General features: G+C 75.0%; 22 protein-coding genes. 8 read left to right on the top strand and 14 right to left on the bottom strand.

All coding sequences use genetic code 11. The annotated features are described in order from the left end of the window. Positions 1 to 733: 733 nt before the first annotated feature. From ACZ434_RS19090 to ACZ434_RS19075, 4 genes are all read left to right on the top strand, one after another. A complete protein-coding gene (locus ACZ434_RS19090; protein ID WP_468457217.1) occupies positions 734 to 2,326 on the top strand; it encodes a molybdopterin-dependent oxidoreductase in 1,593 nt (530 codons plus the stop codon). Positions 2,327 to 2,397: 71 nt separating this feature from the next. After that, positions 2,398 to 3,069, top strand: a complete 672-nt coding sequence (locus ACZ434_RS19085) for a fasciclin domain-containing protein (RefSeq protein ID WP_468457215.1) — start codon at positions 2,398 to 2,400, stop codon at positions 3,067 to 3,069. A gap of 106 nt (positions 3,070 to 3,175) precedes the next feature. After that, complete coding sequence (locus ACZ434_RS19080; protein ID WP_468457213.1) at positions 3,176 to 3,787, top strand: LysE family translocator; 612 nt, start codon at positions 3,176 to 3,178, stop codon at positions 3,785 to 3,787. Positions 3,788 to 3,987: 200 nt separating this feature from the next. After that, positions 3,988 to 4,137 (top strand): hypothetical protein, encoded by a 150-nt coding sequence (locus ACZ434_RS19075; RefSeq protein WP_468457211.1) that lies wholly within the window; start codon positions 3,988 to 3,990, stop codon positions 4,135 to 4,137. On the opposite strand, the gene ACZ434_RS19070 is transcribed toward ACZ434_RS19075, so the two are convergent. The 4 genes from ACZ434_RS19070 to ACZ434_RS19055 all read right to left on the bottom strand — a co-directional run bounded on the left by ACZ434_RS19070 (position 4,134) and on the right by ACZ434_RS19055 (position 7,951). Further along, a complete protein-coding gene (locus ACZ434_RS19070; protein WP_468457209.1) occupies positions 4,134 to 5,240 on the bottom strand; it encodes a caspase, EACC1-associated type in 1,107 nt (368 codons plus the stop codon). The genes ACZ434_RS19075 and ACZ434_RS19070 overlap by 4 nt on opposite strands. Further along, positions 5,237 to 5,656: an effector-associated constant component EACC1 gene (locus ACZ434_RS19065; RefSeq protein WP_468457207.1), complete on the bottom strand. Its 420-nt coding sequence runs from the start codon at positions 5,654 to 5,656 to the stop codon at positions 5,237 to 5,239. The genes ACZ434_RS19070 and ACZ434_RS19065 overlap by 4 nt, the downstream gene beginning before the upstream one ends. Before the next feature lie 84 nt (positions 5,657 to 5,740). Further along, a complete protein-coding gene (locus tag ACZ434_RS19060) occupies positions 5,741 to 6,958 on the bottom strand; it encodes a hypothetical protein (RefSeq protein WP_468457205.1) in 1,218 nt (405 codons plus the stop codon). A 39-nt stretch (positions 6,959 to 6,997) separates the two neighbouring features. Continuing rightward, entirely contained in the window at positions 6,998 to 7,951 is a 954-nt protein-coding gene (locus ACZ434_RS19055; RefSeq protein ID WP_468457203.1) for a hypothetical protein, read from the bottom strand. A gap of 211 nt (positions 7,952 to 8,162) precedes the next feature. Here ACZ434_RS19055 and ACZ434_RS19050 point away from each other — a divergent pair, with 211 nt between their 5' ends. Next, entirely contained in the window at positions 8,163 to 10,343 is a 2,181-nt protein-coding gene (locus ACZ434_RS19050) for a SpoIIE family protein phosphatase (RefSeq protein WP_468457200.1), read from the top strand. 82 nt (positions 10,344 to 10,425) lie between these two features. Further along, positions 10,426 to 12,516 carry a SpoIIE family protein phosphatase gene (locus tag ACZ434_RS19045; protein ID WP_468457198.1) on the top strand — a complete coding sequence of 697 codons (2,091 nt, stop codon included), beginning with the start codon at positions 10,426 to 10,428 and terminating at the stop codon, positions 12,514 to 12,516. 96 nt (positions 12,517 to 12,612) lie between these two features. Here the strand turns inward: ACZ434_RS19045 and ACZ434_RS19040 are convergent, their stop codons facing one another. The 6 genes from ACZ434_RS19040 to ACZ434_RS19015 form a co-directional block, all read right to left on the bottom strand. Beyond that, positions 12,613 to 12,954, bottom strand: a complete 342-nt coding sequence (locus tag ACZ434_RS19040; protein WP_468457196.1) for an SCO4225 family membrane protein — start codon at positions 12,952 to 12,954, stop codon at positions 12,613 to 12,615. 19 nt (positions 12,955 to 12,973) lie between these two features. Beyond that, complete coding sequence (locus ACZ434_RS19035) at positions 12,974 to 13,657, bottom strand: response regulator (RefSeq protein WP_468457193.1); 684 nt, start codon at positions 13,655 to 13,657, stop codon at positions 12,974 to 12,976. Further along, complete coding sequence (locus ACZ434_RS19030) at positions 13,654 to 15,939, bottom strand: sensor histidine kinase (RefSeq protein ID WP_468457191.1); 2,286 nt, start codon at positions 15,937 to 15,939, stop codon at positions 13,654 to 13,656. Before ACZ434_RS19030 ends, ACZ434_RS19035 begins: the two co-directional genes overlap by 4 nt. 834 nt (positions 15,940 to 16,773) lie before the next feature. After that, complete coding sequence (locus tag ACZ434_RS19025) at positions 16,774 to 18,000, bottom strand: NAD(P)/FAD-dependent oxidoreductase (protein ID WP_468457189.1); 1,227 nt, start codon at positions 17,998 to 18,000, stop codon at positions 16,774 to 16,776. Between the two features lie 93 nt (positions 18,001 to 18,093). Then, positions 18,094 to 19,038: an RNA polymerase sigma-70 factor gene (locus ACZ434_RS19020; protein WP_468457187.1), complete on the bottom strand. Its 945-nt coding sequence runs from the start codon at positions 19,036 to 19,038 to the stop codon at positions 18,094 to 18,096. Between the two features lie 25 nt (positions 19,039 to 19,063). Further along, positions 19,064 to 19,276 carry a DUF4287 domain-containing protein gene (locus ACZ434_RS19015; RefSeq protein WP_468457185.1) on the bottom strand — a complete coding sequence of 71 codons (213 nt, stop codon included), beginning with the start codon at positions 19,274 to 19,276 and terminating at the stop codon, positions 19,064 to 19,066. A 235-nt stretch (positions 19,277 to 19,511) separates the two neighbouring features. On the opposite strand from ACZ434_RS19015, the gene ACZ434_RS19010 reads away from it, so the two are divergent. Further along, positions 19,512 to 19,856 carry an antibiotic biosynthesis monooxygenase family protein gene (locus tag ACZ434_RS19010; protein WP_468457183.1) on the top strand — a complete coding sequence of 115 codons (345 nt, stop codon included), beginning with the start codon at positions 19,512 to 19,514 and terminating at the stop codon, positions 19,854 to 19,856. A 23-nt stretch (positions 19,857 to 19,879) separates the two neighbouring features. Here ACZ434_RS19010 and bla read toward each other — a convergent pair whose 3' ends face one another. From bla to ACZ434_RS18990, 4 genes are all read right to left on the bottom strand, one after another. Continuing rightward, entirely contained in the window at positions 19,880 to 20,776 is an 897-nt protein-coding gene (gene bla / locus ACZ434_RS19005) for a class A beta-lactamase (RefSeq protein WP_468457394.1), read from the bottom strand. Between the two features lie 193 nt (positions 20,777 to 20,969). After that, the gene (locus tag ACZ434_RS19000) at positions 20,970 to 21,173 is read right to left on the bottom strand and encodes a cold-shock protein (protein WP_468457181.1); all 204 of its coding nucleotides are present in this window, start codon (positions 21,171 to 21,173) and stop codon (positions 20,970 to 20,972) included. A 241-nt stretch (positions 21,174 to 21,414) separates the two neighbouring features. Beyond that, entirely contained in the window at positions 21,415 to 21,795 is a 381-nt protein-coding gene (locus ACZ434_RS18995; RefSeq protein ID WP_468457179.1) for a MerR family transcriptional regulator, read from the bottom strand. 120 nt (positions 21,796 to 21,915) lie between these two features. Next, on the bottom strand, positions 21,916 to 22,689 hold the full coding sequence (locus tag ACZ434_RS18990; protein WP_468457177.1) for a TetR/AcrR family transcriptional regulator: 774 nt from the start codon (positions 22,687 to 22,689) through the stop codon (positions 21,916 to 21,918). Between the two features lie 115 nt (positions 22,690 to 22,804). Between ACZ434_RS18990 and ACZ434_RS18985 the strand changes: the two genes are divergently transcribed. After that, complete coding sequence (locus tag ACZ434_RS18985; RefSeq protein WP_468457175.1) at positions 22,805 to 24,001, top strand: cytochrome P450 family protein; 1,197 nt, start codon at positions 22,805 to 22,807, stop codon at positions 23,999 to 24,001. Positions 24,002 to 24,101 lie beyond the last annotated feature (100 nt).

Below are 24,101 nucleotides of genomic sequence, written 5' to 3'. Positions count from 1 at the left end.
GGCGCGGCGACTCGGCTTCGGGCGGAGCGGCTCCGGCTCGGCTCGGGCGGGGCGGGGCGGCTCCGGTTCGGCTGGATCGGTGCGGGCTCCCGACCCGGGTCGCTGCGGGCCCCCAGCCCGGGCCCGTGCGGGCTCCCGACCCGGGTCGCCGCGGACGCCCAGCCCGCGCCCGTGTGGGTTCCCGGCCCGAGTCGCTGCGGACTCCCGACTCGGGCTCGCGCGGACTCCCGGCCCGGGTCGCTGCCGGCTCCCAGCCCGCGCCCGTGCGGGCTCCCGGCCCAGGCCCGTACGGACCCGCAGCCCGGGTTGGTACGGAACGGCTGGATCGGGTCGGGCCGTGCGCGGCTTCGGTATGGGGGGGCACGGTCGAACCGGCCGGCGGTTCCGAGCAGCCCACCTCCGCGCCGCTCGCCCTCGTGAACTTCGAGGCCTGACGGGGGCGGGCGGAGCGCGGGCGCGGCGGCTCGGGTTCCGGCGGGGCGGCTCGGGCGGGGCGGCTCCGGTTCAGCTCGATCGGTGCGGGCTCCCAGCCTGGGGCGCTGCGGGCCCTCAGCCCGCGCCCGTACGGACCCCCAGCCCAAGTCGGTGCGGAACGGCTGGATCGGGTCGGGTCGTGCGCGGCTTTGGTGGGGTTTGATTCGTAGCCGGGGGCGCTGCGGATTGGTGTGGGGGAGAGTTTCCTCCGATCGGGTCACCGACCAATCCGCCGCCCTCGCGGGACCGGATTCCCCACGTGACCGACGAGAAGCAGAAGCCGCGCGAACCCCGCGCCAGGGTCCGGCAGTTGGCCGGTGCGCTCAGCGGCGCCGTCGCGGGTTTCGCCGCCCTCGCCGCGGCGGAGCTGGTGTCGGCGGCGGTCCGCCCGCAGGCGGGTCCGGTCGTCGCGGTGGGCGGCGCGGCGATCGACCGCACGCCCGCTCCGGTGAAGGACTGGGCGATCCGGAACTTCGGCACCCACGACAAGCTGGTCCTCCAGCTCGGCATCCTCGCCGTCCTGGCGCTTCTCGCACTGGCGCTGGGAGTCGCCGCCCTGCGGTTCCGGCGCACCGCGGCCGCCGGCGTTCTGCTGTTCGGGGCGGTCGGCGCGGCGGCGGCCCTCGGCCGGCCCGACGCGGCCGGGGCGGCCGACGTCCTGCCCTCCGTGGCGGGGGCGTTCACCGGCGCCGTCCTGCTCTACGTCCTCGCGGGCCTGCTCCTGCCGCGAGGGGCGGCGCCGGAGGGTGCCGTCGTGGCGGCCCGGGACCGCCGTCGTTTCGTGGTCGCGGCGTCCGCCGCGGTCGCCGCGTCCGCCGGAGCCGGTGTGCTGGGCCGGGTCCTCGGCGGCGCGAGCGGCCGGGACGCGGTCGCCGCCCGCGACCGGCTCGTCCTGCCCGCCCCGGGCTCGCCCGCGTCCGCCGTTCCCCGGGGCGCCCGGCCACGCGTTGCGGGAATCAGCCCCTTCTTCACCCCGAACCGTTCCTTCTACCGGGTCGACACCGCGCTGGTGGTGCCGAAGGTCGACGTCACGGCCTGGCGGCTGCGCATCCACGGCACGGGTGTCCGCCGTCCGCGCACCCTCTCCTACGACGATCTGCTGCGGCGCGAGCTGGTCGAACGGGACATCACCCTGACCTGTGTGTCGAACGAGGTCGGCGGGCCGTACGTGGGCAACGCCCGCTGGACCGGCGTACGACTGGCCGGTCTGCTGGCCGAGTGCGGGGTCGTGCCGCCGTCGCGGGGCGGTCCGGCGGACCAGCTGGTGGCCCGCTCGGTCGACGGCATGACCCTCGGCAGCCCGGTCGAGGACGTCATGGACGGCCGTGACGCGCTGCTCGCGATCGGCATGAACGGCGAACCGCTGCCCTTCGCGCACGGTTTCCCCGTCCGCATGGTCGTGCCCGGCCTCTACGGGTTCGTGTCCGCCTGCAAGTGGATCGAGGACATCGAGCTGACCACGTTCGACTCCTACGACCCCTACTGGGTCGAGCGGGGCTGGGCGCGGCGGGCGCCGGTCAAGACGCAGTCGCGCATCGACACGCCCCGGCCGTTCGCCCGCCCGAGGGCCGGCACGGTCATGGTCGCCGGGGTCGCCTGGGCCCAGCACCGCGGCATCGACAGGGTCGAGGTCCGCGTCGACGACGGCCCCTGGCAGCCGGCCGACCTCGCGGCCGAGCACAGCCGTGACACATGGCGCCAGTGGTCCTTTCCCTGGCAGGCCACCAGGGGCGGCCACACCCTCACCGTGCGCGCGACCGACCGCACCGGCCGGGTGCAGACCGGTGAACGCACCCGCACCGTGCCCGACGGGGCCTCCGGCCGGCACTCCGTGGTCGTGACCGTCGACTGACCCCCCGAACCACCTTTCATCCACCCCTTCATGAACGCAGCGCGCGCTGCCCTCACCACAGGAGAACGAACATGAACACGCGCATCCGCCGTACCGCCGTCACGCTGGCCGCCGCGGCCGTCCTGCCGCTGGCCCTGAGCGCCTGCTCCGACAGCGGCAGTGACTCCGCCGGGTCCGGTGACTCGTCGAAGGTGTCCGCGTCGGCCGCCGCCCCGGACAAGGACAAGGACAAGGACGCGGCCGGGGCGGGCGGCAGCGGCACCGCGGGCGAGCCCTTCGGGCCGGCCTGCTCCTCCGTGCCGAAGGACGGTGCCGGTTCCTTCGACGGCATGGCCCAGGACCCGGTGGCCACCGCCGCCTCCAACAACCCGGCCCTGTCCACGCTGGTCGCCGCCGTGAAGAAGGCCGGGCTGGTCGACACCCTCAACAACGCGCAGGACATCACCGTCTTCGCGCCGACCGACGACGCCTTCGCGAAGATCCCGAAGGCCACGCTGGACAAGGTGCTGAACGACAAGGAGCAGCTGACGAAGATCCTCACGTATCACGTCGTCGGTCAGAAGCTGGCGCCGCAGGACCTGGAGAACGGCTCCTTCGAGACCCTGGAGAAGTCGAAGCTGAGCACCTCCGGCTCCGGCGAGTCGTACACCGTCAACGACTCCGCCGAGGTGGTCTGCGGCAACGTGAGGACCGCCAACGCCCAGGTGTACATCATCGACACGGTGCTGATGCCGGGCGCCTGACGCTGCCGGGAAGGGTTCCCCGGTCCGGGGCCGGACGGGCCGGGGAATCCTCCGGGGCGGCGGAGCGGCCGGGACGGCCGGCGGGAGCGGCTGCCATGATGAGCGCATGCTCGTGCAGTTCTTGGCCGCCGCAGGAGTGCTCGCCGTCCTGACCGTGGTTCCCGGTCCGGACATGGCCGTCGTGACGAAACGGGCCGTGTCGTGCGGCCGGGCCGACGGACTGCGCACGGTCGGGGGCATCACCGCCGGTCTGCTCGCCTGGGGAGTGCTCACCGTGGCGGGGCTGGCCGCCGTACTGGCCGCATCGGCCACCGCCTACACCGCGGTCAAGCTGGCCGGCGCCGCCTACCTGGTGTTCCTCGGTGTGCGGGCGCTGCTGCACAGCCGGGGCGGCACGCCCGTGTCCGCCGGTTCCGGCGCCGGGGGGAACCCGTGGCGTACGGGCTTCGTGAGCAACGTCCTCAACCCCAAGGTCGCCGTGTTCTACACGGGTCTGCTGCCGACGCTCGCGCCCTCCGGCATCGCACCGCACACGGGGATGGCCCTCCTCGTCCTCCTGCACGCGGCACTCACCCTGGTGTGGCTCGGCGGCTATGTGCTGGCGCTGACCAAGGCCCGCGCGTTCTTCGAGAAGCCCGCGGTGCGGCGGGTCATGGACCGGGTCACCGGCGTCGTCCTGGTCGGGTTCGGCATCAAGGTCGCCACCGCCCAGCCCTGACCCCGCTCCGCCCCGCTGCGTCCCACTCCGGGGGTGCGGAGTCGGCTGCCCGTCGGTTCCGGTCACGCGCCGGGTCTCGGCACCGCTGTGACGACCGTGCCGGACGAGGCCATGACGTCGGCCAGGAAGCGCCGGCGTGAGAGGCCGAGCCGGCGCAGGCCCATGAGTCGCCGCAGCCGTACGAAGGCCGTGTCGCTCCGGTGGCCGGTGAGGACCGGCACGCCGCCCGCGACCGGCAGCCGCGCCGGCAGGCGGGCGTGGTCCTGCTCCTCGGCGACGAGGTCGGCTCCGTCGCCGTCCTCGCCGACCTGGAAGCGCCGGACGGCGCCGAGGTCGTACGGTCCGGCTAGAGCCGCCCGCTCCAGTGGGCCAGGGCGCGTTCCGCCCCGGGGAGGGCCGGGTGGGCGGACGACTTCTCGCGGAGGGCGTCGACCAGGGCGGAGAGCAGGGCCGCGGCCTGCTCGGGGGAGCCGGCGGCGCCCGTGATGACGGCGTGGTTGTGGCGGGCGTTGATGGTGAAGTCGTCCAGCGGGCCCAGGACTTCGGTGGCGTCGCGGGCCAGGTCGGCCAGCACGTTCAGCAGGTGCGACAGCCTCGCCGGGTCGGGCACGGGGGTGTCGAGCGACGGCTCGGTGAGTTTCTTGAGGCGTTGGGCGAAGGCGCCCCGGGCCCGCAGTCCCGCCGGTGTCCGATGCGTGCCGTGGGCCGGGTTGAGCGCCGGCGCGACATGGCCCGAGCCGTCGACGGTCTGCTGGTGGGGTGCCGGGTATCCGGTGGACAAGAGGCCCGTACGCGGTGCCGGGGTGGTCGGCAGGACCACGGCCAGCCGGTCGTAGAGGGCGGAGAGCGCGAGATGACGGGGCCCGTCGGGGATGCCCTCGTCGAGGGTCCTCAGCAGTTCCCCGCCGAAGCCGGTGAGCGTGCCCTCGGGCGGGAAGAGGGCCTTCTGGGTGCGGCCGCACGCGGTGAGCAGGTGGATGCCGTGGCCGTCCGGGCCGAGGGCGCGGCCGGAGAAGCAGCAGTCGAGGATCGCGACCTTGTGCCGCGCCGAAGACTCCCGCATCAGGCTGGCGACGTCGGCGAAGGGCAGGCACGGGCTCGGATCGCCCCCGCCGCCCTCCTGGGCGGAGGGGGTGAGCGCCAGGCAGAGCCGGTCGTCCCTGCCCAGCAGGCCGTGGCCGCAGTAGAAGAACAGCAGCAGGTCGACGTCCGGCCGGCGGACCATACGGCGCAGGGGGTCGAGGACCTGGCGGGTGTCGGCGGGGTCGGGGACGACCGTGGTCCGCCGGGCGTCGAACGCCCCCCGGTCGCCGCTGAGGGCGGCGCCGAGCGCCCGGGCCGTGGTCGGGGCCTGCGGTATGGGGGTCAGGGAACTGGGGTGGACGTGCCGGCCGGTGCCGACGAGCAGCGCGTACGCGGCGGTGGGGGCGGGCGGCCGCACGGCCCAGGTCATTCGTCCGCCCCGGGCGGCGGCGGGGCGACCGCGAAGCGCGACAACTGTTCCATGACCGCCGCCAGTTGGGCCTCGTCCTCGACCGTGGCGCTGACCCGGGTGCCGTCCGGGCGTACCGCCTCGAACTCGATCCGGCGGTGGGCCGGCCGCCGTTGCTGAAGCCAGAGGAAGAACGCGTTGGTGGCCGCGGCGATCACCGCGGCGGAGGCGTTGACGATGTCCACGGCGACGGCGACGTCCCCCTGCTCACCGGGGGCGGGCGGCTCGGTGCGCAGGCCGGCCAGGCCGCCGAGCTGGTCGGTGTCGGTGATCCACTCCGCGAGGTCCCGGTTCAGGGCGTCCACGTGCGCCTGCGACCCCTGGAAGGTGAAGGTCAGGGCGTTTCGGGGGGCCTGGGAGGCGGGGGCTTCGGACATGTCGCACGGCTCCTGTTCGTCTGTTCGTCATGCGTCGTCTGTTCGTCGTGCGTCGTCGGGGCGTCGAGCGCGCGCGGTCAGGTGTCAGTGGGCGGGGCCGAAGTCGCTCCACCCGGCGTCGGTGCTGCCGGTGGGGACGTGGGAGGGGGGCGCGGTCCGTCGTTCCAGGGCGAAGAGCTCGGGGTCGCCGGGCTCCTCGTGGGGCAGGCGGAAGACGGCGGCGGCCTCGTCGGCGTCCACGAGGTCGGCGAGCGCCGTCACCGTGCCCGGATCGCTCAGCCACAGCTGCCCGGCGGACGGTGGCCGCAGGAACGCGGGAACCTCCTGCCAGTAGGCGTCCCGCTGCCAGTCCCGGTTGACGCCCAGCAGGTTCCCGCAGGCCACCCGGTGGTCGTCCTGGCTCAGCGGACGGACGACGACCGCTCCGGAACTCGTCGGCGCGAGGGTGTGGGCGATGAGGCCGGCCAGGACGTCGGGCACCGGGGCGTCCCCCTCGACGGCGACGGAGACGCGCGCCCGGTGCAGCCGCCCGGTGTAGCGCCGGGAGGCCGTCTCGTACAGACGGTGCGCCTCCTGGGCGAAGGGGTCGCCGGGCACCGGAACCCCGTACAGGGGGTCGGGTGTGCCGGGCGCCGCGAGGGTCGCGAAGGCCTGCGCCCGCATCGTCAGGCCCTCGACGAGCCCGGCCGGGGCGGAGCACGGTTCCAGGCACACGCTGACCACCGTCCGCCGTGGCTCCGCGGCGAGTTGGGTCCACACCGGGGTCCAGGACGGGGCGGGGGCGTCGAACCGGGAGACCGCGGTCGCGACGCGTTCCGCACCCCACAGCCGGGTCAGGGACCGGCAGGTGACGCGTTTGCGGATCTCGGCGATCGCGCCCCACGCCGGCACGAACGGGGCGAGCAGGCGCGCGACCTCCTCGGTGTCCTCGATGCGGGTCGCCGTCGTGTGCGCCGGGAACCGTTCGAGGGCGGGGAGCGCCTCGCGTACGGCGCGCAGCGCGGCCGTCCGGTCGGCGCCGTACCACTGGGCGACGAGGGCGGTCGTGATCCGGCCGCTCGCCGGGTCGCCGATGAACCGCAGGTCCCAGCGGGCGGTGGTGCGGTCCGTCCACAGCGCGGCGAGCCAGGTCCGCTCGGCGGCGGCCCGGTCGGCTCCGCGCCGGGCCTCGGAGAACTCGGGGTAGAGACCCCCGGGCAGCGGGGCGGGACTCAGCGAGAAGGCGACGTGTGCCCAGGTCTCCCCGGTGGGGGCGGCACGCAGCAGCACCCCCGCCCCGCTCTCCGTGTCGACTCCCGCCATCCCCTCTCCCCCTTCCCCTCGGCTCCCGTGCCTCCCGCCTCAGCCCCGAGGCGGCACACCGTCCGCCCCCGGGCCGGCCGGCGAGGGCCCCCAGGAGCCCGTGGCGCCGGGGGCCGTGTCCGGGACCGGCGGCGCGGTCGCACCGGACGGCGGGGTCGCGCCCGGCGTCGGAGCCGGTGTCTCGCCCGGCATCGGGGCCGATCGCGCGGGGGCGTGCTGGACCGGCGGCAGGCCCTGCGGGAAGGCGTACGTGGCCGGGACCACGACCTGGTCAACCGCGGTCGCCAGCCCCTCCCGGCACGCCGCGTGCACCGCCTCCCGCATCGCCCGCACGCCCTCGGTCCGCAGCATGATCCGCTCGGGGCCCAGACGCCCCATGACCGACGCCATCAGGTCCGACACGAAGCCGCCGATCAGGGAGTAGCCGCGGCGCGAGCGCCACATCTGCCAGCCCAGGTACAGGCTCGTACCGTACGAGAAGACCGAGACGTAGACCTGGCACTTGCCCTCGGAGAGCACCAGGCGGTTGCGGACCTGGTCGCGGCCGAGCCCGGTGGCGATCACCCGTTCGGCGCGGTCGACGGGGACGTAGCGGCGCGCGAGCGTGCCCGCGATGGAGACGTACGCCGAGTCGAGGGATCCGCTGCGGTCCGCCAGCAGCACCCGCCACTCGGCGATCGGCTCGACCAGGCGCATCCAGAGCAGCGTCACCCAGAAGGCGGCACCGGAGGCGATGTACGCCAGCGCGATCATGGCGGCGAACCCCTCGCCGCTGCCGCCGAGGAGCAGGATCAGCGCGAAGAAGAAGATCGGCAGGAACGCCAGGACCGAGGCGAGGAGCGCGTGGACGAACAGCTGGAGCAGCTGTCGCCAGCTGACCGAGTCGTCGAGGTTCGTCTCCACCGGAAGGTGCTTGAGGTTCTTGTCGAGATACGCGGCGTTCGCGTCGCCGCCCCGCCATCCCGGCAGGCTGGTGTAGCCGTTGTCGTTCACATGTCCCCCCTGGACGGTCGCGGATCCAAGGTAGCGAGGATTACCCACCGTTGCAGGACGGTCACACGCATCGGGATGTCTCGAAAGGGTGACGGAACGGCCCCTGGGGCCGGCCCGTACCGGAGCGGCGGGAGGAGCGGACCGGCGGCCGAAGTGGCCGCGGTGATATGGGGGGTTATGTTCCCGTCGTAGGGGCATACGGTCCGTACACATGGATGCCCGGACGCCGTCGTCGTCAGGGGGTGAGGGTGTGCGGGACGCCACCCGCTCCATGGCGGGCCCGGACTCCGCTGCGGAGGAACTGCTGGGCCACGTCCTGGTCGAGGGCATGCGGGACACCGGTGCCAACGTGGGCGCGGTGTACCTGCTCTCGCCGGACGGGCAGGCGCTGGGACTGACGGTGCTGAGCGGGGTGCCGTGGGAGGTGGCGCTGCCCTGGACCCGGGTGGGGCGGGGCGGTGGGACGCCGGTCTCCGACGCCCTGCGCGACCGCCGCCTGGTGTGGCTCGGCGATCAGCAGGAGATGGCGCGCCACTACCCCAAGCTGGCCCTGGTCCTGCCCTACCCCTTCACACTGGCCGCCGCCGCGCTCACCACCGGCGACCGGGACTGGGGCGGGCTGGTACTCCAGTGGCCCGGCTCGCACCCCGCGGAGCTGAGCCCGGCGGAGCGCGACGCGATCGGCCGGGTCCGCCGCCGGCTCGGCCTCCTGCTGCGGATGGCCGCCGACAGCGGCCGGCCCGTACGGCCCGGCGCCGCCCCGCACCTGGTGTCCCCGCCCGGTGCCCACGCCGGCGGGCCGTCCGGGGGACCGGCGACGGGCTTCGCCGAGCGCCTCCCCGGCGGGTCCTGCGGGCTCGCCCCCGACGGGCGGACGACCTTCGTCACCGACACCGCGGCCCGCCTCCTCGGGGCCGACGCCGCCGAACTGCTGGGGGTCCGGCCCTGGGAGGTGCTGCCGTGGCTCAACGTCCCGGCCGCCCAGGAGAGTTACCGGTCCGCGGTGCTCAGCCTCAGGCCCATGTCGTACACCGTGCTGCGCCCGCCCGACCGGTGGCTGTCCTTCCGCCTCTACCCGGACGCCTCGGGGATCAGCGTGCGCATCACCCCAGCCACCGCCGCGGACACCCCCGCCTCCGCCGCGGACACCCCGGACCGTGCGGCGGCGCCCCCCACGCCGGTCTCCGCCATGGGGCGGACCGCCGCCCTGTACCACCTGATGCATCTGGCGGCGACCCTCGCGGAAGCGGTCGGCGTACGGGACGTGGTCGAACGGGTCGCCGACCAGGTGCTGCCCGCCACCGGCGCCCAGGCCCTGGCCCTGATGACGGCGGAGGAGGGCCGGCTGCACATCATCGGCCACCGCGGTTACCCCGCCGAGCTCATGGACCGCCTGGACGGCGCGCCCCTGACCTCGGACTCCCCCGCGGTGCACTGCCTGACCGATGGCGCGCCCTCCTTCTACGCCTCCTTCGCCGAACTGCGCGGCGCCCACCCCTCCGCGGTCCGCCGGGACTCCATGGCCGCCTGGGGCTTCCTGCCGCTGATCGCCTCCGGGCGCCCCGTCGGCTCGCTCGTCCTCGCCTACGACCGCCCGCACCCGTTCGACTCCTCCGAACGGACCGTCCTCACCTCCCTCGCCGGCCTGATCGCCCAGGCCCTGGACCGGGCCCGCCTCTACGACGCCAAGCACCGGCTCGCCCGCAGCCTCCAGGCCGGTCTGCTGCCCAGCGCCCTGCCCCGGATGTCCGGGCTCGACGTCGCCGCCCGCTACCTGCCGGCCGGGCACGGCGTGGGGATCGGCGGCGACCTGTACGACCTGATCCGCCTCGACGGCACCCAGGCGGCCGCCGCCATCGGGGACGTCCAGGGGCACAGCGAGCGGGCGGCCACGCTGATGGGGCAGGTCCGCACCGCCGTCCACGCCACCGCGGGCGCCCCTCCGGGCGAGGTGCTCGCCCGGACCAACCGGCTGCTCACCGACCTCGACCCCGGCCTGTTCACCAGCTGCCTCTACGCCCACCTCGACCTCGCGCACCACCGCGCCCACCTGGCCTCCGCCGGTCACCCGCCGCCCGTCCTGCGGCACCCCGGCGGACGGGCGGAGGTGCTGCGCCTGCCGCCGGGGCTGCTCCTCGGCATCGACCCCTCCGCCACCTACACCGCCACGGAGATCGCCCTGCCGCCGGGTTCGGTGCTCGCCCTCTACACCGACGGCCTCGTCGAGCTCCCCGGCGTGGACCTCGACGAGGTGACCGACGCCCTCGCCGGCCGGCTGGCCCGCGCCGGCGACCTGGACGCGGACGCCCTCGCCGACGTCCTCGTCCACGACGTCCGCGAGCGCGCCCACCGCAGCGACGACGTGGCCCTGCTGATTGTCCGCGCCCTGTAGGCCGTGCCGTCGGCGGGCGCCGAGTTGCCGAGGCGGGCCGATGCGGGAAGGTAAGGAGGGAGACCCGCGAAGGGAGCCCCCGGTGACAGGCCGTCCCGTCGACGACACCGCGGTGCTGAACGCGCTGTTCGCCGACTCACCCCAGGGGCTGTTCGTCTTCGACGCCGAACAGCGGGTCACCCGCTACAACCCGTCCGGCCGGGGGGTGGCGGGCCTGTCCCCCGACGACATCATCGGGCGCCGCGTCGACGACTTCGTCCCCGAGTTCGGGGCGGGCGAGATCAGGGAGCTGATGGACGAGGTCCTCAGGACCGGTGAGCCGCTGCGCGGCCGGCTGGTCCGCGGACGGTCGCCGTCGGACCCGGAGCGCACCCTCGCCGTCGAGCTGTCCCTGTTCCCGCTGCCCGCCCGGGACGGGGGCGTGCCCGGGCTGGTCGGCGTCGTCGAGGACGTCACCGAGAGACAGACCGCGGCCGACCGCCTCGCCGTGCTCAGTACGGTGCACGAGACCGTCGGCTCCACCCTCGACGCACGGACCACCGCCGAGGAACTGGTGGAGGCGCTGGTGCCCGCCTTCGCCGACGCGGCCGGCGTCGACCTGCTGGAGGACGGTGGCGACGGACGGGTCCGCCCGGCCGGGCCCGTACCGGCGGACGCGCCGCTGCGCCGGTACGCCTTCGCTCCGCCGACGGTGGAGACCGGCAGGAAACCGGGCGACAGCCGCCCCTTCCCCTTTCCGACCCCGTACACCCAGGCGCTCAGCGACATGCGCGCACGGCTGGTGCGGGTCTCGCCGGACGCCCCCTGGCTCACCGCCGACCGGGACGGCTTCGCCCCGCTGATCGCGGCGGACGTCCGCTCCATGATCGTCGCCCCGCTCATGGTGCGGGACACCGTGCTGGGCCTGCTGACGCTGTACCGCAACCGGACCGAGCTCTTCGAGGACGCCGACCTCGACGTCGCCCGGCAGGCGGCCACCACCGCCTCCGCGCACCTGGACCACGCACGCAGCTACCGCCACGAGCACACCGTGGCCTCCGCCCTGCAGCGCCGGCTCCAGCCCGGGGACATCCCGCGGCTGTCGGCGGTGGAGACCGCCCACGTGTATCTGCCGGAGGGGGCGGGCGGTGCCTGGTTCGACGTCATCCCGCTCTCCGGCACCCGCGTCGCCCTGGTCGTGGGCGATGTCGCCGGGCACGGCATCGAGGCGGCGGCCACCATGGGACAGCTGCGGGTCTCCCTGCGCACGCTGGCCCTGCAGGACCTGGAACCCGACGAACTGCTGACCCACCTGGACGAGGTCGCAGCCCAGCTCCCGACCACCGGCGCCCCGGCCGCGGACCCCTACGTGGCGACCTGCGCGATCGCCGTCTACGACCCCGTCTCCCGGCAGTGCTCCCTGGTCCGCGCGGGGCACCCCGCGCCCGTCGTCGTCGACCCCGACGGTTCGCCGCTCGCCGTGGACGTCCCCCTGGGTCCGCCGCTGGGGACGGGCGGCGGACAGGTGTTCACCCCGACGACGGTGCAGCTCGCCCCGGGCAGCCTGCTCGCCCTGTGCACCGGCGGCCTGCTCGCCACGGACGGCGCGGACGAGGCCGCCGCGCTGCGCGACATCGAGAACGTCCTCGCCACCCCCACCCGGCCCCTGCGGGAACTGTGCGACACCTGCGTGTACCGCAGGTCGCCCTCCCGCGGGGACGACGCCGTGCTGCTGCTCGCGCGCACCCACGCCCTGCCGCCGGACCAGGTCGCCGACTGGACCCTGCCCACCGACGCCTCCGTCGTGGGCACGGCCCGCCGGCTCGTCGACCAGCAGCTCGCCGTCTGGCGGCTGGAGGAGGCGGCGTACACCACGGAACTGATCGTGAGCGAACTCGTCACCAACGCCATCCGTTACGGCAGGGGGCCGGTACGGCTGCGGCTCATCCACGACCGGGAGCGGCTGCTGTCCGAGGTGACGGACGCCAACAGCGTCAGCCCCCACCTGCGGCACGCCCGCACGAGCGACGAGGGCGGCAGGGGCCTCTACATCGTGATGCGGCTCAGCGCCCACTGGGGCGTACGGCACAGCCGCCTCGACAAGACGATCTGGTCCGAGCAGTACCTGGGCGAGGCGGCGGACCCCCTGGCCGTGGTGGACGCCTTCGACCTGACGGACACGGCCGGGCCGTGAGTGGCGGGGCCCGGCCTTCTCATCGCGGGCGCCGCCGCCCCGCCTCACCGCGCGGCCCCGCCGCCCCGCCTCACCGCGCGGCCCCGCCGCCCCGCCTCACCGCGCGGCCCCGCCGCGCCGGCGCAGCGCGCGGGAGCAGACGCCGATCAGCGCGGCGTTGGCCAGCGCGCCGAGAGCGACGGCGAGGGCGAATATCGCGGGATGCTCCACCGGCACGACGATCAGCAGCAAGCTGACCGGCGCGGTGGCGAGCAGCGGGAAGACGCCCGCGAAGGAGGCGTCCTCACCGCCACCGGCGGTGAACGCCCAGAGGGTCAGGCCGGCGCAGAGCGCGAGGTAGACGAGGGAGGCGATGTCGCCGAACACGCGGCGCAGGAGCCGGGTCGGGGAACTGCCGGGTCCGGTCACGGCGGTGGTCTCCTCATACGTACTGGTCATGGTCATGGTCCTTACCTGGTCAGAGATGGGTGCCGGGCGGGTTCGGGCGGGCGAGGCCGAGGTCGTAGGCGAGGATGGTCGCCTGGACCCGGTCGCGCAGCCCGAGCTTGCGCAGTACCGCGTTGACATGGGATTTGACGGTGCCGACGGTGATGCCGAGCTGTGCGGCGATCTCCGCGTTGGTGAGCCCGGAGGCGACCAGGGCGAGGACGCCCCGTTCGCGTTCGGTCAGGTTGGCCAGTGCGCCCGGGGGCCGCTCCCCCGGGACGCCGCCGGGCGCCGCGGAGGTGTAGTGGGCGATCAGGCGGCGGGTCGCGGACGGGGCGAGGACGCTCTCGCCCGCGGCCACCACCCGGATGGCCCGGAGCAGTTCGGAGGCGTACACGTCCTTGAGCAGGAACCCGGAGGCTCCGGCCCGCAGCGCCTCGAAGACGTAGGCGTCGAGGTCGAAGGTGGTCAGCACCAGCACGCGGGGCGCGTCCGGGCGGCCGGTGACGATCCTGGTGGCGGCGATGCCGTCCAGTTCGGGCATCCGTACGTCCATGACGACCACGTCCGGCGCCAGTTCCGCGGTGAGGCGCACCGCTTCGGCGCCGTCGGCGGCCTCGCCGACGACGGTCATGTCGTCCTCGGCGTCGATCACCGCGGCGAACCCCGCCCGGACGATGCCCTGGTCGTCGGCGACCAGCACTCTGAGAGTCATCGTTCCCCCTCCTGTGCGCCGTCCGTGTGCAGCGGCAGCCGGAGGTGGACCCGGTCCGCGGGACCGGTGGTCAGGGTGCCGTCGAGCGCCGCGAGCCGGGGCGCCAGCCGCTCCCGCACGGCGGGGTGGGCGGCGGGTGCGACTCCTGTGGCCGTGATGGTCAACGTGCCTCCGGCGGCATCGAGTTCGAGCAGGGTGGGACGGTCGTCGTCGCCGGTGGCGAGGAGTGTCTCGGCGGCGTGGTAGGCGGTGAGGTCGACGGCGGTGGGCAGCTGCCGCGGTACGCGGTCGCTCAGCCGTATCCCGACGTCGCGGCCGGTGGCCCGGCACTGGCGGGCGAGCAGGTCCAGCGCCTGGAGGGTGGGCTGGGGCCGCAGGGCGCGCTCCGCCTCGCCGTCGCGGACGGTGTCGAGCAGGGAGCGCATCGCGGCCAGGGCCTCGCGGGCGCGTTCGGCGGCCTCCTCCAGGCGGCCCGCCTCCGCTTCCGCGACCATGTCGGCGGTGCGGGCCAGCACGGTGGTCTCCAGTCCGCCGGCGATGCGCCGGCGTTCGGCCCAGGCGTCGCGGACCGCCTCCTCGGTCCAGGCGGCGAGGCGTTCGTCGCGGCTGTCCCGCTCGGCCCGCTCGCGGCGGCCACGCCGGAGGCCGTACAGGTGGGCCGCGCCGGCCGCGAGGACCGCACCGGCCGTCGCCCCCGCGACGACCGCCCAGACGGGGGCCGTCGTGCCCCGGTCCAGCGCGGCGGCGGTGACGGCCGCCGCGTGCACGGCGGCGGCGAGCGCCGTCAGGAGCGGGCGCGGGCGGTCGCCGGCGGCGTCCACGGCCAGTGCCGCGCAGGTGGCGATCATGCTCAGCGCGGGCGGGAGGGCGACCGGACCCGTGTAGTCGCCGGCGGCCATCGCCACCGGCCAGAGCGCGGCCAGCGCGAACAGCACGCCGTGGGCGGTGAGCGGTGCCCGGCGCAGCCACAGCAGCGTGACCGCCTGGGCGGCGGCAAGCAGCGCGAAGAGGACGCCCGCCGACACGTGCGACCCGGCCGGGGTGGTCTCCGCCCGGATGACCAGGAACGGCAGCAGCGGCTGCAGGACGAGGCCGGTGGCGGCGGTCACCTGTGCCAGGCGGTAGCCGCGCGTTCCGGAGCGCTCGGTGCGGGCGGCGGTCCGGCCGGGCAGGACCGCCCGCACCTCCCAGCCGCCCTCCGGTGTCGGTCCGCTGGTCAGGGTGCCGCCCGCCTCCCGTGCCCGGGAGCGCAGGAAGCCCTGGCCGCGTCCCCCGCCGAGGCCCGCACCGGGCGCCGGCGTGCCGGGCAGCGGTGCCCCGCTGGTGACCACGACGTCCGTGCGATCGTCCCCGTACCGGCACCGCACGCGTGTGGGCGCGCCGGGGGCGTACCGTGCCACGTTGGTCAGCGCCTCGCGCACGATGCCGTACGCCGCGTCCGCGAGGGCGCCGTCCGGCAGCGGGTCGATCTCGGCGTCCACCCGCTGGTCGAGGCGCCGGAACCCGGCGACCAGGTCGAGCAGGCGTTCCTCCGGTGACGGCAGTTCCTCGCCCGAGGGGGCCGGAGCGCGTACGGCGCCGAGCGCCCGGGTCACCTCGTGACCGGTGTCGACCGCGAACCGCAGGGCCTCACCGGCGAGTTCGGGGCGGCGTTCGCGCAGGCCGAGGGCGGCGCCGGCGGTCACCACCACGGCCGTCAGGTGATGGGCGCTGACGTCGTGCAACTCCCGCTCCATACGGCGTCGTTCGACGGCCGGGAGCCGGTGGCGTTCGGACTCGGCGCGGCGCAGCAGCCGTTCGGAGGCCTGCCGTGTGCGGCGGGCGCGCCGGACGAGCAGGCCGGCGCCGCACACGGTGGCGTACAGCAGGGCGGTGAGGACCAGGTCGAGTCCGTCGCGTTCGCTGATCCGGTGCAGGGTGATCCCGTACAGGAGTTGCCACAGCGCGAGCGCCACCGCGCACAACACGGCGGTGAACGTGTCGCGTTCGGTCGCCACCGTGAACAGGGCGAGGGCGATGCCCGCGGTGCCGAGCACGGCCGTCGCCCCGGCGGGCAGCGGTCCCGCGCCGAGCGCGCAGGCGGCGGCGGCCACGACGAGGGTGGTGACCGGGTGGGCGCGGCGCAGGGTGAGCAGGGCCGTGACGGGCCCGGCGACCAGGGCCGCCACGAGCAGGGCGGCGGCGGACGGGACGTCCCCGCGCACCAGTGCGGCCCCCGGCCACACCACGGCCTGGGCGCACAGCAGCAGGACCGGTAGCAGCCGGTCGTCGATTCGCTTCATGACGGACTCAGGCTATGGCCGCGCCGGGACGGCCCGACTCCGGCTGGAGGGGGATTCCGCCCTCTTACCCGGGGTGGAGACGGGGGGCCGGGGTGGACCCGGGGGCAGGGTTCTCCGTCGTGGGCGGGTGGCCGCCGGCGGTCTGGCGCTGGCCTCGTCCGGCACGGAGCCGGCCGTGCAGAACGCCTCGACCCGCTGCACCGCCCCGCCCGGCGGCACGACGGGCTCCCTCACCCTTCACCGCGGACGTGCGCGACAACTCAGGCGTCCGGGACCTCAAGGCCGTCGCCCGGCCCGCGCGTTCGGAGCTCGACCCGAACGAGGCGGAGCCACGGTACGTGGACGGCGGGGGGACCTGCTACGCCTCGCTGCCGGCGACGACCGGGACGACCGGGAACGGCGGCACGGTGTTCGTGCCACGCGCCACCTCCCTCGACGCCCCGGGCCGACCCCGGGACGGCCCGTCTCCCCCGATGCCGGGGACGGCGGGGGTCAGGCCGCCATCTCGGCGGCGGAATCGGCCGGAGAAACCCGGGACACGGAGGCCCGCCGACGACGACCGGGACGACCGGGAACGGCGACACGGTGTTCGTGCCACGCGCCACCTCCCTCGACGCCCCGGACCGACCCCGGGGACGGCCCCGACTCCCCCGATGCCGAGGGCGACGGTGGTCAGGCCGCCGTCTCGGCGGCGAGATCGGCCGGGGAAACCCGGGACACGGGGGCCCCCGGGGACGACCGGGGAGGCGGCACGGTGTTCGTACCACGCGCCGCCTCCCTCGACGCCCCGGGCCGACCCCGGGACGGCCCCGTCTCCCCCCGGTGCCGGCGGGGTCAGGCCGCCGTCTCGGCGGCGGGGTCGGTCGGGGAAACCCGGGTCGCGGGGGCCGGGGTGCGTACGGCGCGGCGCCGGGCCGGCAGTCCGAGGGTCGGGTGGGCCACGGCCCAGGCGGCGCCCTTGCAGACCAGTTCCTTGTAGAGGGCGGCGAAGCGTCCGGTCAGGGCCGCGTTCACGGAGCGGTCGTCGGCGGTGACGTACTGGATGAGGCCCTCCTTGCGGCCCAGCGAGACGCACTGGTTGACGTAGCGGAGCGGCACGCTGGGGAGCTTCCCGCCGGTCAGGCGGGCCGCGATGGAGTCGGCGGCCTGCCAGGCGGTGGGGACGCCCGAGGCGCAGGACATGCGCAGCGGCTTGCCGCCGGGGCCGCTGACCAGGGCGGCGTCACCGATGGCGTACACCTCGGGGTGCGAGACCGAGCGCATGGTGGCGTCGACGACGATCTGCCCCGTGCCGGTGACGTCCAGGGCGGTGGCCCGGGCGATCGGGTGGACGGCGAAGCCGGTGGTCCACACGGTGAGCGCGGACGGGAGGGCCGTGCCGCCGGCGGTGGTGACGTGGCCGGCGCCGACGGCGGTGACGTCGGTGTGTTCGTGCACGGTGACGCCGAGCCGGGCGAGGACCGCGCGCAGATGGCCGCGGCCCCTGGGCGAGAGCCAGTCGCCGAGGCCGCCGCGGGCGGCGAGGGCGACATCGAGGTCCGGGCGGGCCTCGGCGATCTCGGTCGCGGCCTCCAGACCGGTGAGGCCGCCGCCGACCACGACCACGCGCTCCCCGGCGTCCAGCAGGGCGAGGCGCTCGCGCACCCGCAGCGCCCCGTCGCGGCCGGCGATCTCGTGGGCGTGCTCGGCGGCGCCGGGGACGCCCTGGTCGTTCCAGCGGCTGCCGAGGGCGTAGACGAGGGTGTCGTACGTCAGTTCGTCGCCGCGGCCGTCGTCGCCGCCGTCCGTGGCCTGGACGGTGACGGTCCCGCGGTCGACGTCGACCCCGGTGACCCGGGCGACCCGCAGCTCCACGCCGGTGCCCGCGAGCATGCCGGCGAGGGGCCGGTGCCGGAGCTGCCGGCCGGCCGCGAGTTCGTGGTTGCGGACGCGCTCGACGAAGTCGGGTTCGGCGTTGACGAGGGTGATGGCGACGTCCTCGCGGCGCAGCCGCCTGGCGAGGCGTCCGGCGGCGGCGGTTCCGGTGTAGCCGGCTCCGATGACGATGATGCGGTGCTGCATGGCCTGCTCCTGTCGTCGGCGGGTTCGTCCCTTGAACCGGGCGGCCCGCCGTTTCCTGACAGGAGCGAGCCGTGACCCGCGTCACAGCCGGCCTCAGAAGGCGTGCAGCAGGGGTTCACCGTGGTCGCCGGCCGCCCAGCGCCCGGTCAGACGGGCGAGCTTGTCGGGGTTGGCCTGGGTGCGGATGGCGGCGATGCCCTCGGCGGTGACCTCCAGGCACATGACGCCGACGACCCGGTCCGCCACGACCGCCACGAGGGCGGGGCCGCCGTTGGCGGTCGTGACGTAGACCCCGGGGGAGCCGCCGACCAGGGCGCGCTTGCCCTTGCCCGGCGTGAACAGGCCCCGCATGAACGTCGCGACCGCGAGGGCGCCCTCGAACGCCTTGGCGCGGGCCGGGACCTTCCCGCCGCCGTCGCCGACCGCGACGGCGTCCTCGGTGAGCAGCCGCACCAGCGGCTCGGTCCTGCCGCTGGTGGCGGCCGCGAGGAACTCGTCGACGACCCTGCGGGCCGCCGCCTCGTCGATCTCGGCACGGGCCCTGCCCCGCGCGAGGTGCTCCTTGGCCCGGTGGAGGATCTGCTGGCTGGCCGCCTCGGAGACGTCGAGGATCCCGGCGATCTCCCGGTGCGGGTAGTCGAACGCCTCCCGCAGCACGTACACCGCCCGCTCGGCGGGGGCGAGCCGCTCCAGCAGCACGAGCACCGCGTACGACACCGACTCCCGCTGCTCGGCGGTGTCGGCGGGGCCGAGCATCGGGTCACCGGCGATCAGCGGCTCGGGGAGCCACTGGCCGACGTACGTCTCGCGCCGCGCCCGGGCGGAGGTGAGCTGGTTGAGGCAGAGGTTGGTGAGCACCTTCGTCAGCCAGGCCTCGGGGACCCGGATGCTCGCGATGTCGGCGGCCTGCCACCGCAGGAACGTCTCCTGCACGGCGTCCTCGGCCTCGCTCGCGGAGCCCAGCAGCCGGTAGGCGATGGCCTCCAGCCGGGGCCTGGCGACCATGAACCGCTCCACGTCGCTCACGCTCAGAGCCATGCCCCGGATCTTAGGGCCTGTGGTTCTACCGTGCGCTGTCCTCGGCGAGGGTGTGGGCGACGAGGGCGTTGGCGTGTCCGTGGCCCAGGCCGTGCTCGGTCTTGAGCCAGGCGACGAGTTCCATGTGCCGGGTCAGCGGCGATGCGTGGATGAGGTCCTTCCACTCCGCGACCGGACGGCCGTACTTCTTCTCGATCGCCGGGAAATAGCTCGCGGGGCCCTTCACCTGTGCGGTCATGTCCGTCGGCTCCTTCTCTCGCTCGCGGTCGCGTCTCGTCGGTGACGCGTCATCGGTGAAGACCGGCGGGCCGGGCGGAGATGATCGGACGGGAGTGGTGAGCTGCATCACATCGCCATGGGCGCGGTCACGGGGTGAGGCCGCGAGCGCGGACGAGGTGCCCGTGCGGGCCGGCCCTCCTCCGGCTCCGCGACCCTGCGCGCGTGCCGCGCCGTCGCTGCGGAACAATCAGGACATGAGCATCGTCAAGATCAACGTACTCACGGTCCCGGAAGAGCAGCGCGAGACGCTGGAGCAGCGGTTCGCCGCGCGGGCGGGGGCGGTGGAGAGTTCGGACGGGTTCGAGTGGTTCGAGCTGCTGCGGCCGGTCGAGGGAACCGACACCTACCTCGTGTACACCCGCTGGCGGACCGAGGAGGACTTCCAGCGCTGGATGGCCGGCCGCGGCCAGGCCGCGCACGGCGGCGCGCAGGGTGGTGGGCAAGGTGGTGCGCAGGGCGAGAAGCCGCGTCCCGCGGCCACGGACGCCACGCTGTGGTCCTTCGAGGTGGTCCAGCAGGCCGCGCCCAAGCAGAACTGACGGCATGAACCGCCGCCCTCGGATCAGCCGAGGGCGGCGAGTACGCGGCGGGTGGCCTCGGCGATCAGTGGATCGCTGGGGTCGGCGTCGCGGTCCGGGCGGTCGGTGAGGACGGCCAGCACCAGCGGGGCGCCACGGTCCGGCCACAGTACGCCGACGTCGTGGGCCCGGCCCCAGGCACCGGTGCCGGTCTTGTCGCCGACCTTCCAGCCGCGGGGGACGCCCGCCCGGATGCGCCGGTCGCCGGTGGTGTTGCGCACCAGCCAGTCCGTCAGCAGGGCCCGCCGGTCGGCCGGCAGGGCGTCGCCGAGCACGAGGGTGCGGTAGTCGGCGGCGACGGCGCGGGGTGTCGTGGTGTCGCGCGGGTCGCCGGGCGGGTTGCCGTTCAGCTCGGGCTCGATGTGGTCCAGGCGGCTGACCGGGTCGCCCAGTGCGCGCAGGTGGGCGGTGAGGGCGCGCGGCCCGCCGAGGTCGCGCAGCAGCAGGTTGGCGGCCGTGTTGTCGCTGTACCGGACGGCGGCGTCGCACAGGGCGCGGACGGTCATGCCGGTCCCGGTGTGCCGCTCGGTGACGGGTGAGTGGTCGACGAGGTCGTCCCGGGTGTAGGTGACGCGTTCCTCCAGACGGGCGAGCGGGCGGCGGTCCAGGACGGCGGCCGCGGCGAGCGTCTTGAAGGTGGAGCAGAACGCGAAGCGTTCGTCGGCGCGATGGACGACGGTGGCGCCGGTGCCGGTCGCGACGGCGTACACCCCGAGACGGGCGCCGTACTCCCGTTCGAGCTCGGCGAGGCTCCGGGGGGTCACCGGCGCGGGCGTACTCCGGTCCGGTGCGGCCTCGGCGCCCTGGCTTCCTGTGCGGGCCGGTGCGTCGTCGTCGGTGACGCATCCGGTCACCGGGGCGAGGGCCGCGGCCAGCAGCACGGCGCGGCGCGGGAGGTGGGGGACCACGATGAGGCGCTTCCTTTTGAACCGGTCGGCGGCGTTCCGGTCATGTCGATCACATCGACCGGAGGGGAAATGCCGGTGAAATCAATCCGGCGGAACCGGGCGGAAAACAAAGAGCAGGGGCCCGCACCGAAGTGCGGACCCCTGCTCTCGAATCCCTGCGTACAGGTCAGGCGGGAACGATGTTCTCCGCCTGCGGGCCCTTCTGGCCCTGGGTGACGTCGAAGGTCACCTTCTGGCCTTCCTGAAGCTCACGGAAGCCCGTGGTGGCGATGTTCGAGTAGTGGGCGAACACGTCAGCGCCGCCGCCGTCCTGCTCGATGAAGCCGAAGCCCTTTTCCGAGTTGAACCACTTCACCGTACCGGTGGCCATATCAAATCTCCTGAGACAGTGTCGGAACTCGCACTTTACGAATCCCTACATCGTCGCGATGATCACCTGCCCGGAGACCCGGTAGCAAACTGGCAACCACAACTGCAACTGACGTCAGCCTAGCACGGAAAATATCGCCGGCCAGCGAGGAAAATCACTGGAATAAAACACCGATGGCGTGTTTAGGGAATGAGATTTTCCGCAGCGGGAGAGGAAATCCTGTTCCGGCGGGGACAGGTTTTCATCCGCGTCCGCGGGCCGCGCCCGCCTCCCGCCGGCGCAGCTCCTCGTTGGCCCGTTCGGCCTGCTCCAGCTGCTCCTCGAGGCTGATGATGCGGCACGCGGCGTCGACCGGTGTGCCCTGGTCGACCAGCTCGCGGGCCCGGGCGGCGAGCCTCAGCTGGTGGCGCGAGTAGCGGCGGTGGCCGCCGCCGGAACGCGTCGGGGTGATCAGCCGTGCCTCGCCGAGCGCCCGGAGGAACGCGGGTGTGGCTCCGACCAGTTCGGCGGCCCTGCCCATGGTGTAGGCCGGGAAGTGGTCGTCGTCGAGCCGGTCGGCGACGGGGAGCCGGTCCTGGTCCGGCTGCCGGCCGTCGGCGTACGGCTGACTTTCCGAGGGCATACGCGCCTTTCCGCGGACCACAGTGGGCACAGTCCGCCACGGGGACGGGTTCCCCGCAGGGGAACTCTAGTCGCCTCGGCGGAAAAACTGTCGCGGCCGGGGCAGATGTCCTTCCGGCCCTCAGCCCTCGCTCTTCCGTCGGCCGCCCTCGTCCGGACGGGTGCGGTGCGGACCCATCCCGCCGAGTACGTTCCCGAGGTCGGCGCCGGTGAGGGCGGTGCCCGGGAGAGGGCCGGGCGGGGTGGTGCGGAGGCCGTCGAGGAGCAGGGCGAGGGGGCGGTGCCAGGCGTCGGGGGTGGTGGCCGCGGTGAGGGGCGGAACGGCGCGACCGAGGGCGGCCAGGGCGAACAGCAGGTCCTCGGTGGTGACGTCGGGGCGCACGGTGCCCTGTTCGCGCGCCCTGTCGAGCAGCAGTTCCACGGTCCGGCGGTTGTGGGCGTGCACGGCGTCGAGGACCTCGACGTCCGGCAGACGGGTGGTCATGAGGTCGTTGGTGCCGCGGTCGGCCGCAAGGGTGGCGAAGACGGTGCGGAGGTAACCGGTCAGCCCGGTCCAGGCGTCCGGCGCGGAGCGGGCCTGCTCGCCGGCCGTCATGGTGCCGGTCAGCTGGTCGCGGAAGACGGCGTCGACGAGGGCGGCGCGGGTGGGGAAGTGCCGGTAGAGCGTCGCGTTGCCGACTCCCGCCCGGCGCGCGATCACGTCCAGCGGGGCGTCGAGCCCCTGCTCGGAGAAGACGGCGTGCGCCGCCTCCACCAGCCGGTCCCGGTTGCGCCGCGCGTCCCGCCGCTGCCGGGGGGCGGCGGCGGGGGTGCCCTCCCCGGGAGCGGGATCGCGTCCCCCCGGGCCCGCGCCGGGGCCCGTGCCCGGGGCGGCCGGCTCTTCACCGACGGTCATCGTCTTCCTCCGTACGAAGCGGGGAGTGCTCCCCGACCCGGATGCTATCGTCGCGCCCGGCAAGTGGGGACCACTCCCCGTTTACCGTCACCGGCATCACGGAGAGGACGGCGACGTGCGAGCGCCCACCCTTCAGGAACTGGCCCCCGCGGGCCACGATCCGGCAGTCGACCCGTTCCCCGTCCTCGCGGCCCTGCGGGAGAAGGGGCCGGTGCACCGTGTCCACGTCCCGGGCAGTGGGGACGCCTGGCTGGTGGTGACGCGGGAGGCGGTGCGGGCCGCGCTGACCGACCCGCGCCTGCGCAACGACATCCGGCACTCCGCCACCTGGGAGACCGACGGCGGCCACGCCATCGGCCGGAACATGCTGCAGAGCGACCCGCCGCACCACACCCGGCTGCGGCGGCTGGTGGCGGACCGCTTCACCTCCGGCCGGATCGACGCCCTGCGGCCGCGGATCACGACCGTGGCGGGCGAACTGCTGGACCGGCTGCCGCGGACGGGCACCGCCGACCTGGTGAGCGGCTACGCCTTGCCGCTGCCGGTCACGGTGATCTGCGACCTCCTCGGGGTGCCCGAGGCCGACCGCACCGCCTTCCACACCTGGTCCGACGAGCTCGTCATGCCCTCCGGGCAGGACGCCGCCGCGGCCTCGGCCGCCGCGCTGACCACGTACCTCACCGGGCTGATCGCCGAAAAGGCCCGCACGCCGGACGGCTCACTGCTCGCGGACCTCGCCGCGTTCGGCGGCCCGCCGGACGCGGCGGCCGGCCTCGCCCCCGGGGAGCTCCTCGGCATGGCCTTCCTGCTCCTCGTCGCCGGCCACGAGACGACGGTCGACCTCGTCTCCGCGACGGTGCACGCCCTCCTGACCCACCCGGACCAGCTCGCCCTGCTGCGCGCCGACCCGGACCTGACCGGCGCCGCGATCGAGGAGTCGCTGCGTTTCGGCTCCCCGGTCCACTCGGGCGCGTTCCGCTTCGCGGCGGAGCCGCTGGAGCTGGCGGGCACGCCGGTGGCCGCCGGTGACGCGGTGCTCGTCTCCCTCGCCGCGGCCTCCCGCGATCCGCTCGCCTTCCCCGACCCCGACCGCTTCGACATCACCCGCCGCCCCCGGGGCCACCTGGGCTTCGGACACGGCGCCCACCACTGCCTCGGCGCTCCGCTCGCCCGCGCGGAGGCCGCCGTCGCCCTCCGCCTGCTCCTGGAGCGACACCCCCGCCTCGCCCTCGCCATCGACCCGGGGTCCCTCACCTGGCGCACGAGCACGCTGCTGCGCGGCCTCACCGCGCTGCCGGTCCGCCTGGGCTGAGCGGGAGTCGTCCTTGCCGGCCGGAGGACGGACGCGGGAAGGCCGGGGTCGGGCCCCGAGCTGCACACGTGGGGACGCGACGGCCCGTCCCGGCCTTCCC

Source organism: Streptomyces sp. NPDC030893 (assembly GCF_055571535.1).
The sequence above is the reverse complement of the archived record's forward strand: the minus strand, read 5'-3'. Positions and strand labels throughout refer to the sequence as shown.

Excerpts from the sequence above, each read along its gene's own strand:
- ACZ434_RS19085 (WP_468457215.1), top strand. The coding sequence starts at position 2,398 with ATGAACACGCGCATCCGCCGTACCGCCGTCACGCTGGCCGCCGCGGCC.
- ACZ434_RS19080 (WP_468457213.1), top strand. The coding sequence starts at position 3,176 with ATGCTCGTGCAGTTCTTGGCCGCCGCAGGAGTGCTCGCCGTCCTGACC.
- ACZ434_RS19070 (WP_468457209.1), bottom strand. The coding sequence starts at position 5,240 with ATGACCTGGGCCGTGCGGCCGCCCGCCCCCACCGCCGCGTACGCGCTG.
- ACZ434_RS19065 (WP_468457207.1), bottom strand. The coding sequence starts at position 5,656 with ATGTCCGAAGCCCCCGCCTCCCAGGCCCCCCGAAACGCCCTGACCTTC.
- ACZ434_RS19060 (WP_468457205.1), bottom strand. The coding sequence starts at position 6,958 with ATGGCGGGAGTCGACACGGAGAGCGGGGCGGGGGTGCTGCTGCGTGCC.
- ACZ434_RS19050 (WP_468457200.1), top strand. The coding sequence starts at position 8,163 with ATGGATGCCCGGACGCCGTCGTCGTCAGGGGGTGAGGGTGTGCGGGAC.
- ACZ434_RS19040 (WP_468457196.1), bottom strand. The coding sequence starts at position 12,954 with ATGACCAGTACGTATGAGGAGACCACCGCCGTGACCGGACCCGGCAGT.
- ACZ434_RS19035 (WP_468457193.1), bottom strand. The coding sequence starts at position 13,657 with ATGACTCTCAGAGTGCTGGTCGCCGACGACCAGGGCATCGTCCGGGCG.
- ACZ434_RS19030 (WP_468457191.1), bottom strand. The coding sequence starts at position 15,939 with ATGAAGCGAATCGACGACCGGCTGCTACCGGTCCTGCTGCTGTGCGCC.
- ACZ434_RS19025 (WP_468457189.1), bottom strand. The coding sequence starts at position 18,000 with ATGCAGCACCGCATCATCGTCATCGGAGCCGGCTACACCGGAACCGCC.
- ACZ434_RS19020 (WP_468457187.1), bottom strand. The coding sequence starts at position 19,038 with ATGGCTCTGAGCGTGAGCGACGTGGAGCGGTTCATGGTCGCCAGGCCC.
- ACZ434_RS19015 (WP_468457185.1), bottom strand. The coding sequence starts at position 19,276 with ATGACCGCACAGGTGAAGGGCCCCGCGAGCTATTTCCCGGCGATCGAG.
- ACZ434_RS19010 (WP_468457183.1), top strand. The coding sequence starts at position 19,512 with ATGAGCATCGTCAAGATCAACGTACTCACGGTCCCGGAAGAGCAGCGC.
- ACZ434_RS19000 (WP_468457181.1), bottom strand. The coding sequence starts at position 21,173 with ATGGCCACCGGTACGGTGAAGTGGTTCAACTCGGAAAAGGGCTTCGGC.
- ACZ434_RS18995 (WP_468457179.1), bottom strand. The coding sequence starts at position 21,795 with ATGCCCTCGGAAAGTCAGCCGTACGCCGACGGCCGGCAGCCGGACCAG.
- ACZ434_RS18990 (WP_468457177.1), bottom strand. The coding sequence starts at position 22,689 with ATGACCGTCGGTGAAGAGCCGGCCGCCCCGGGCACGGGCCCCGGCGCG.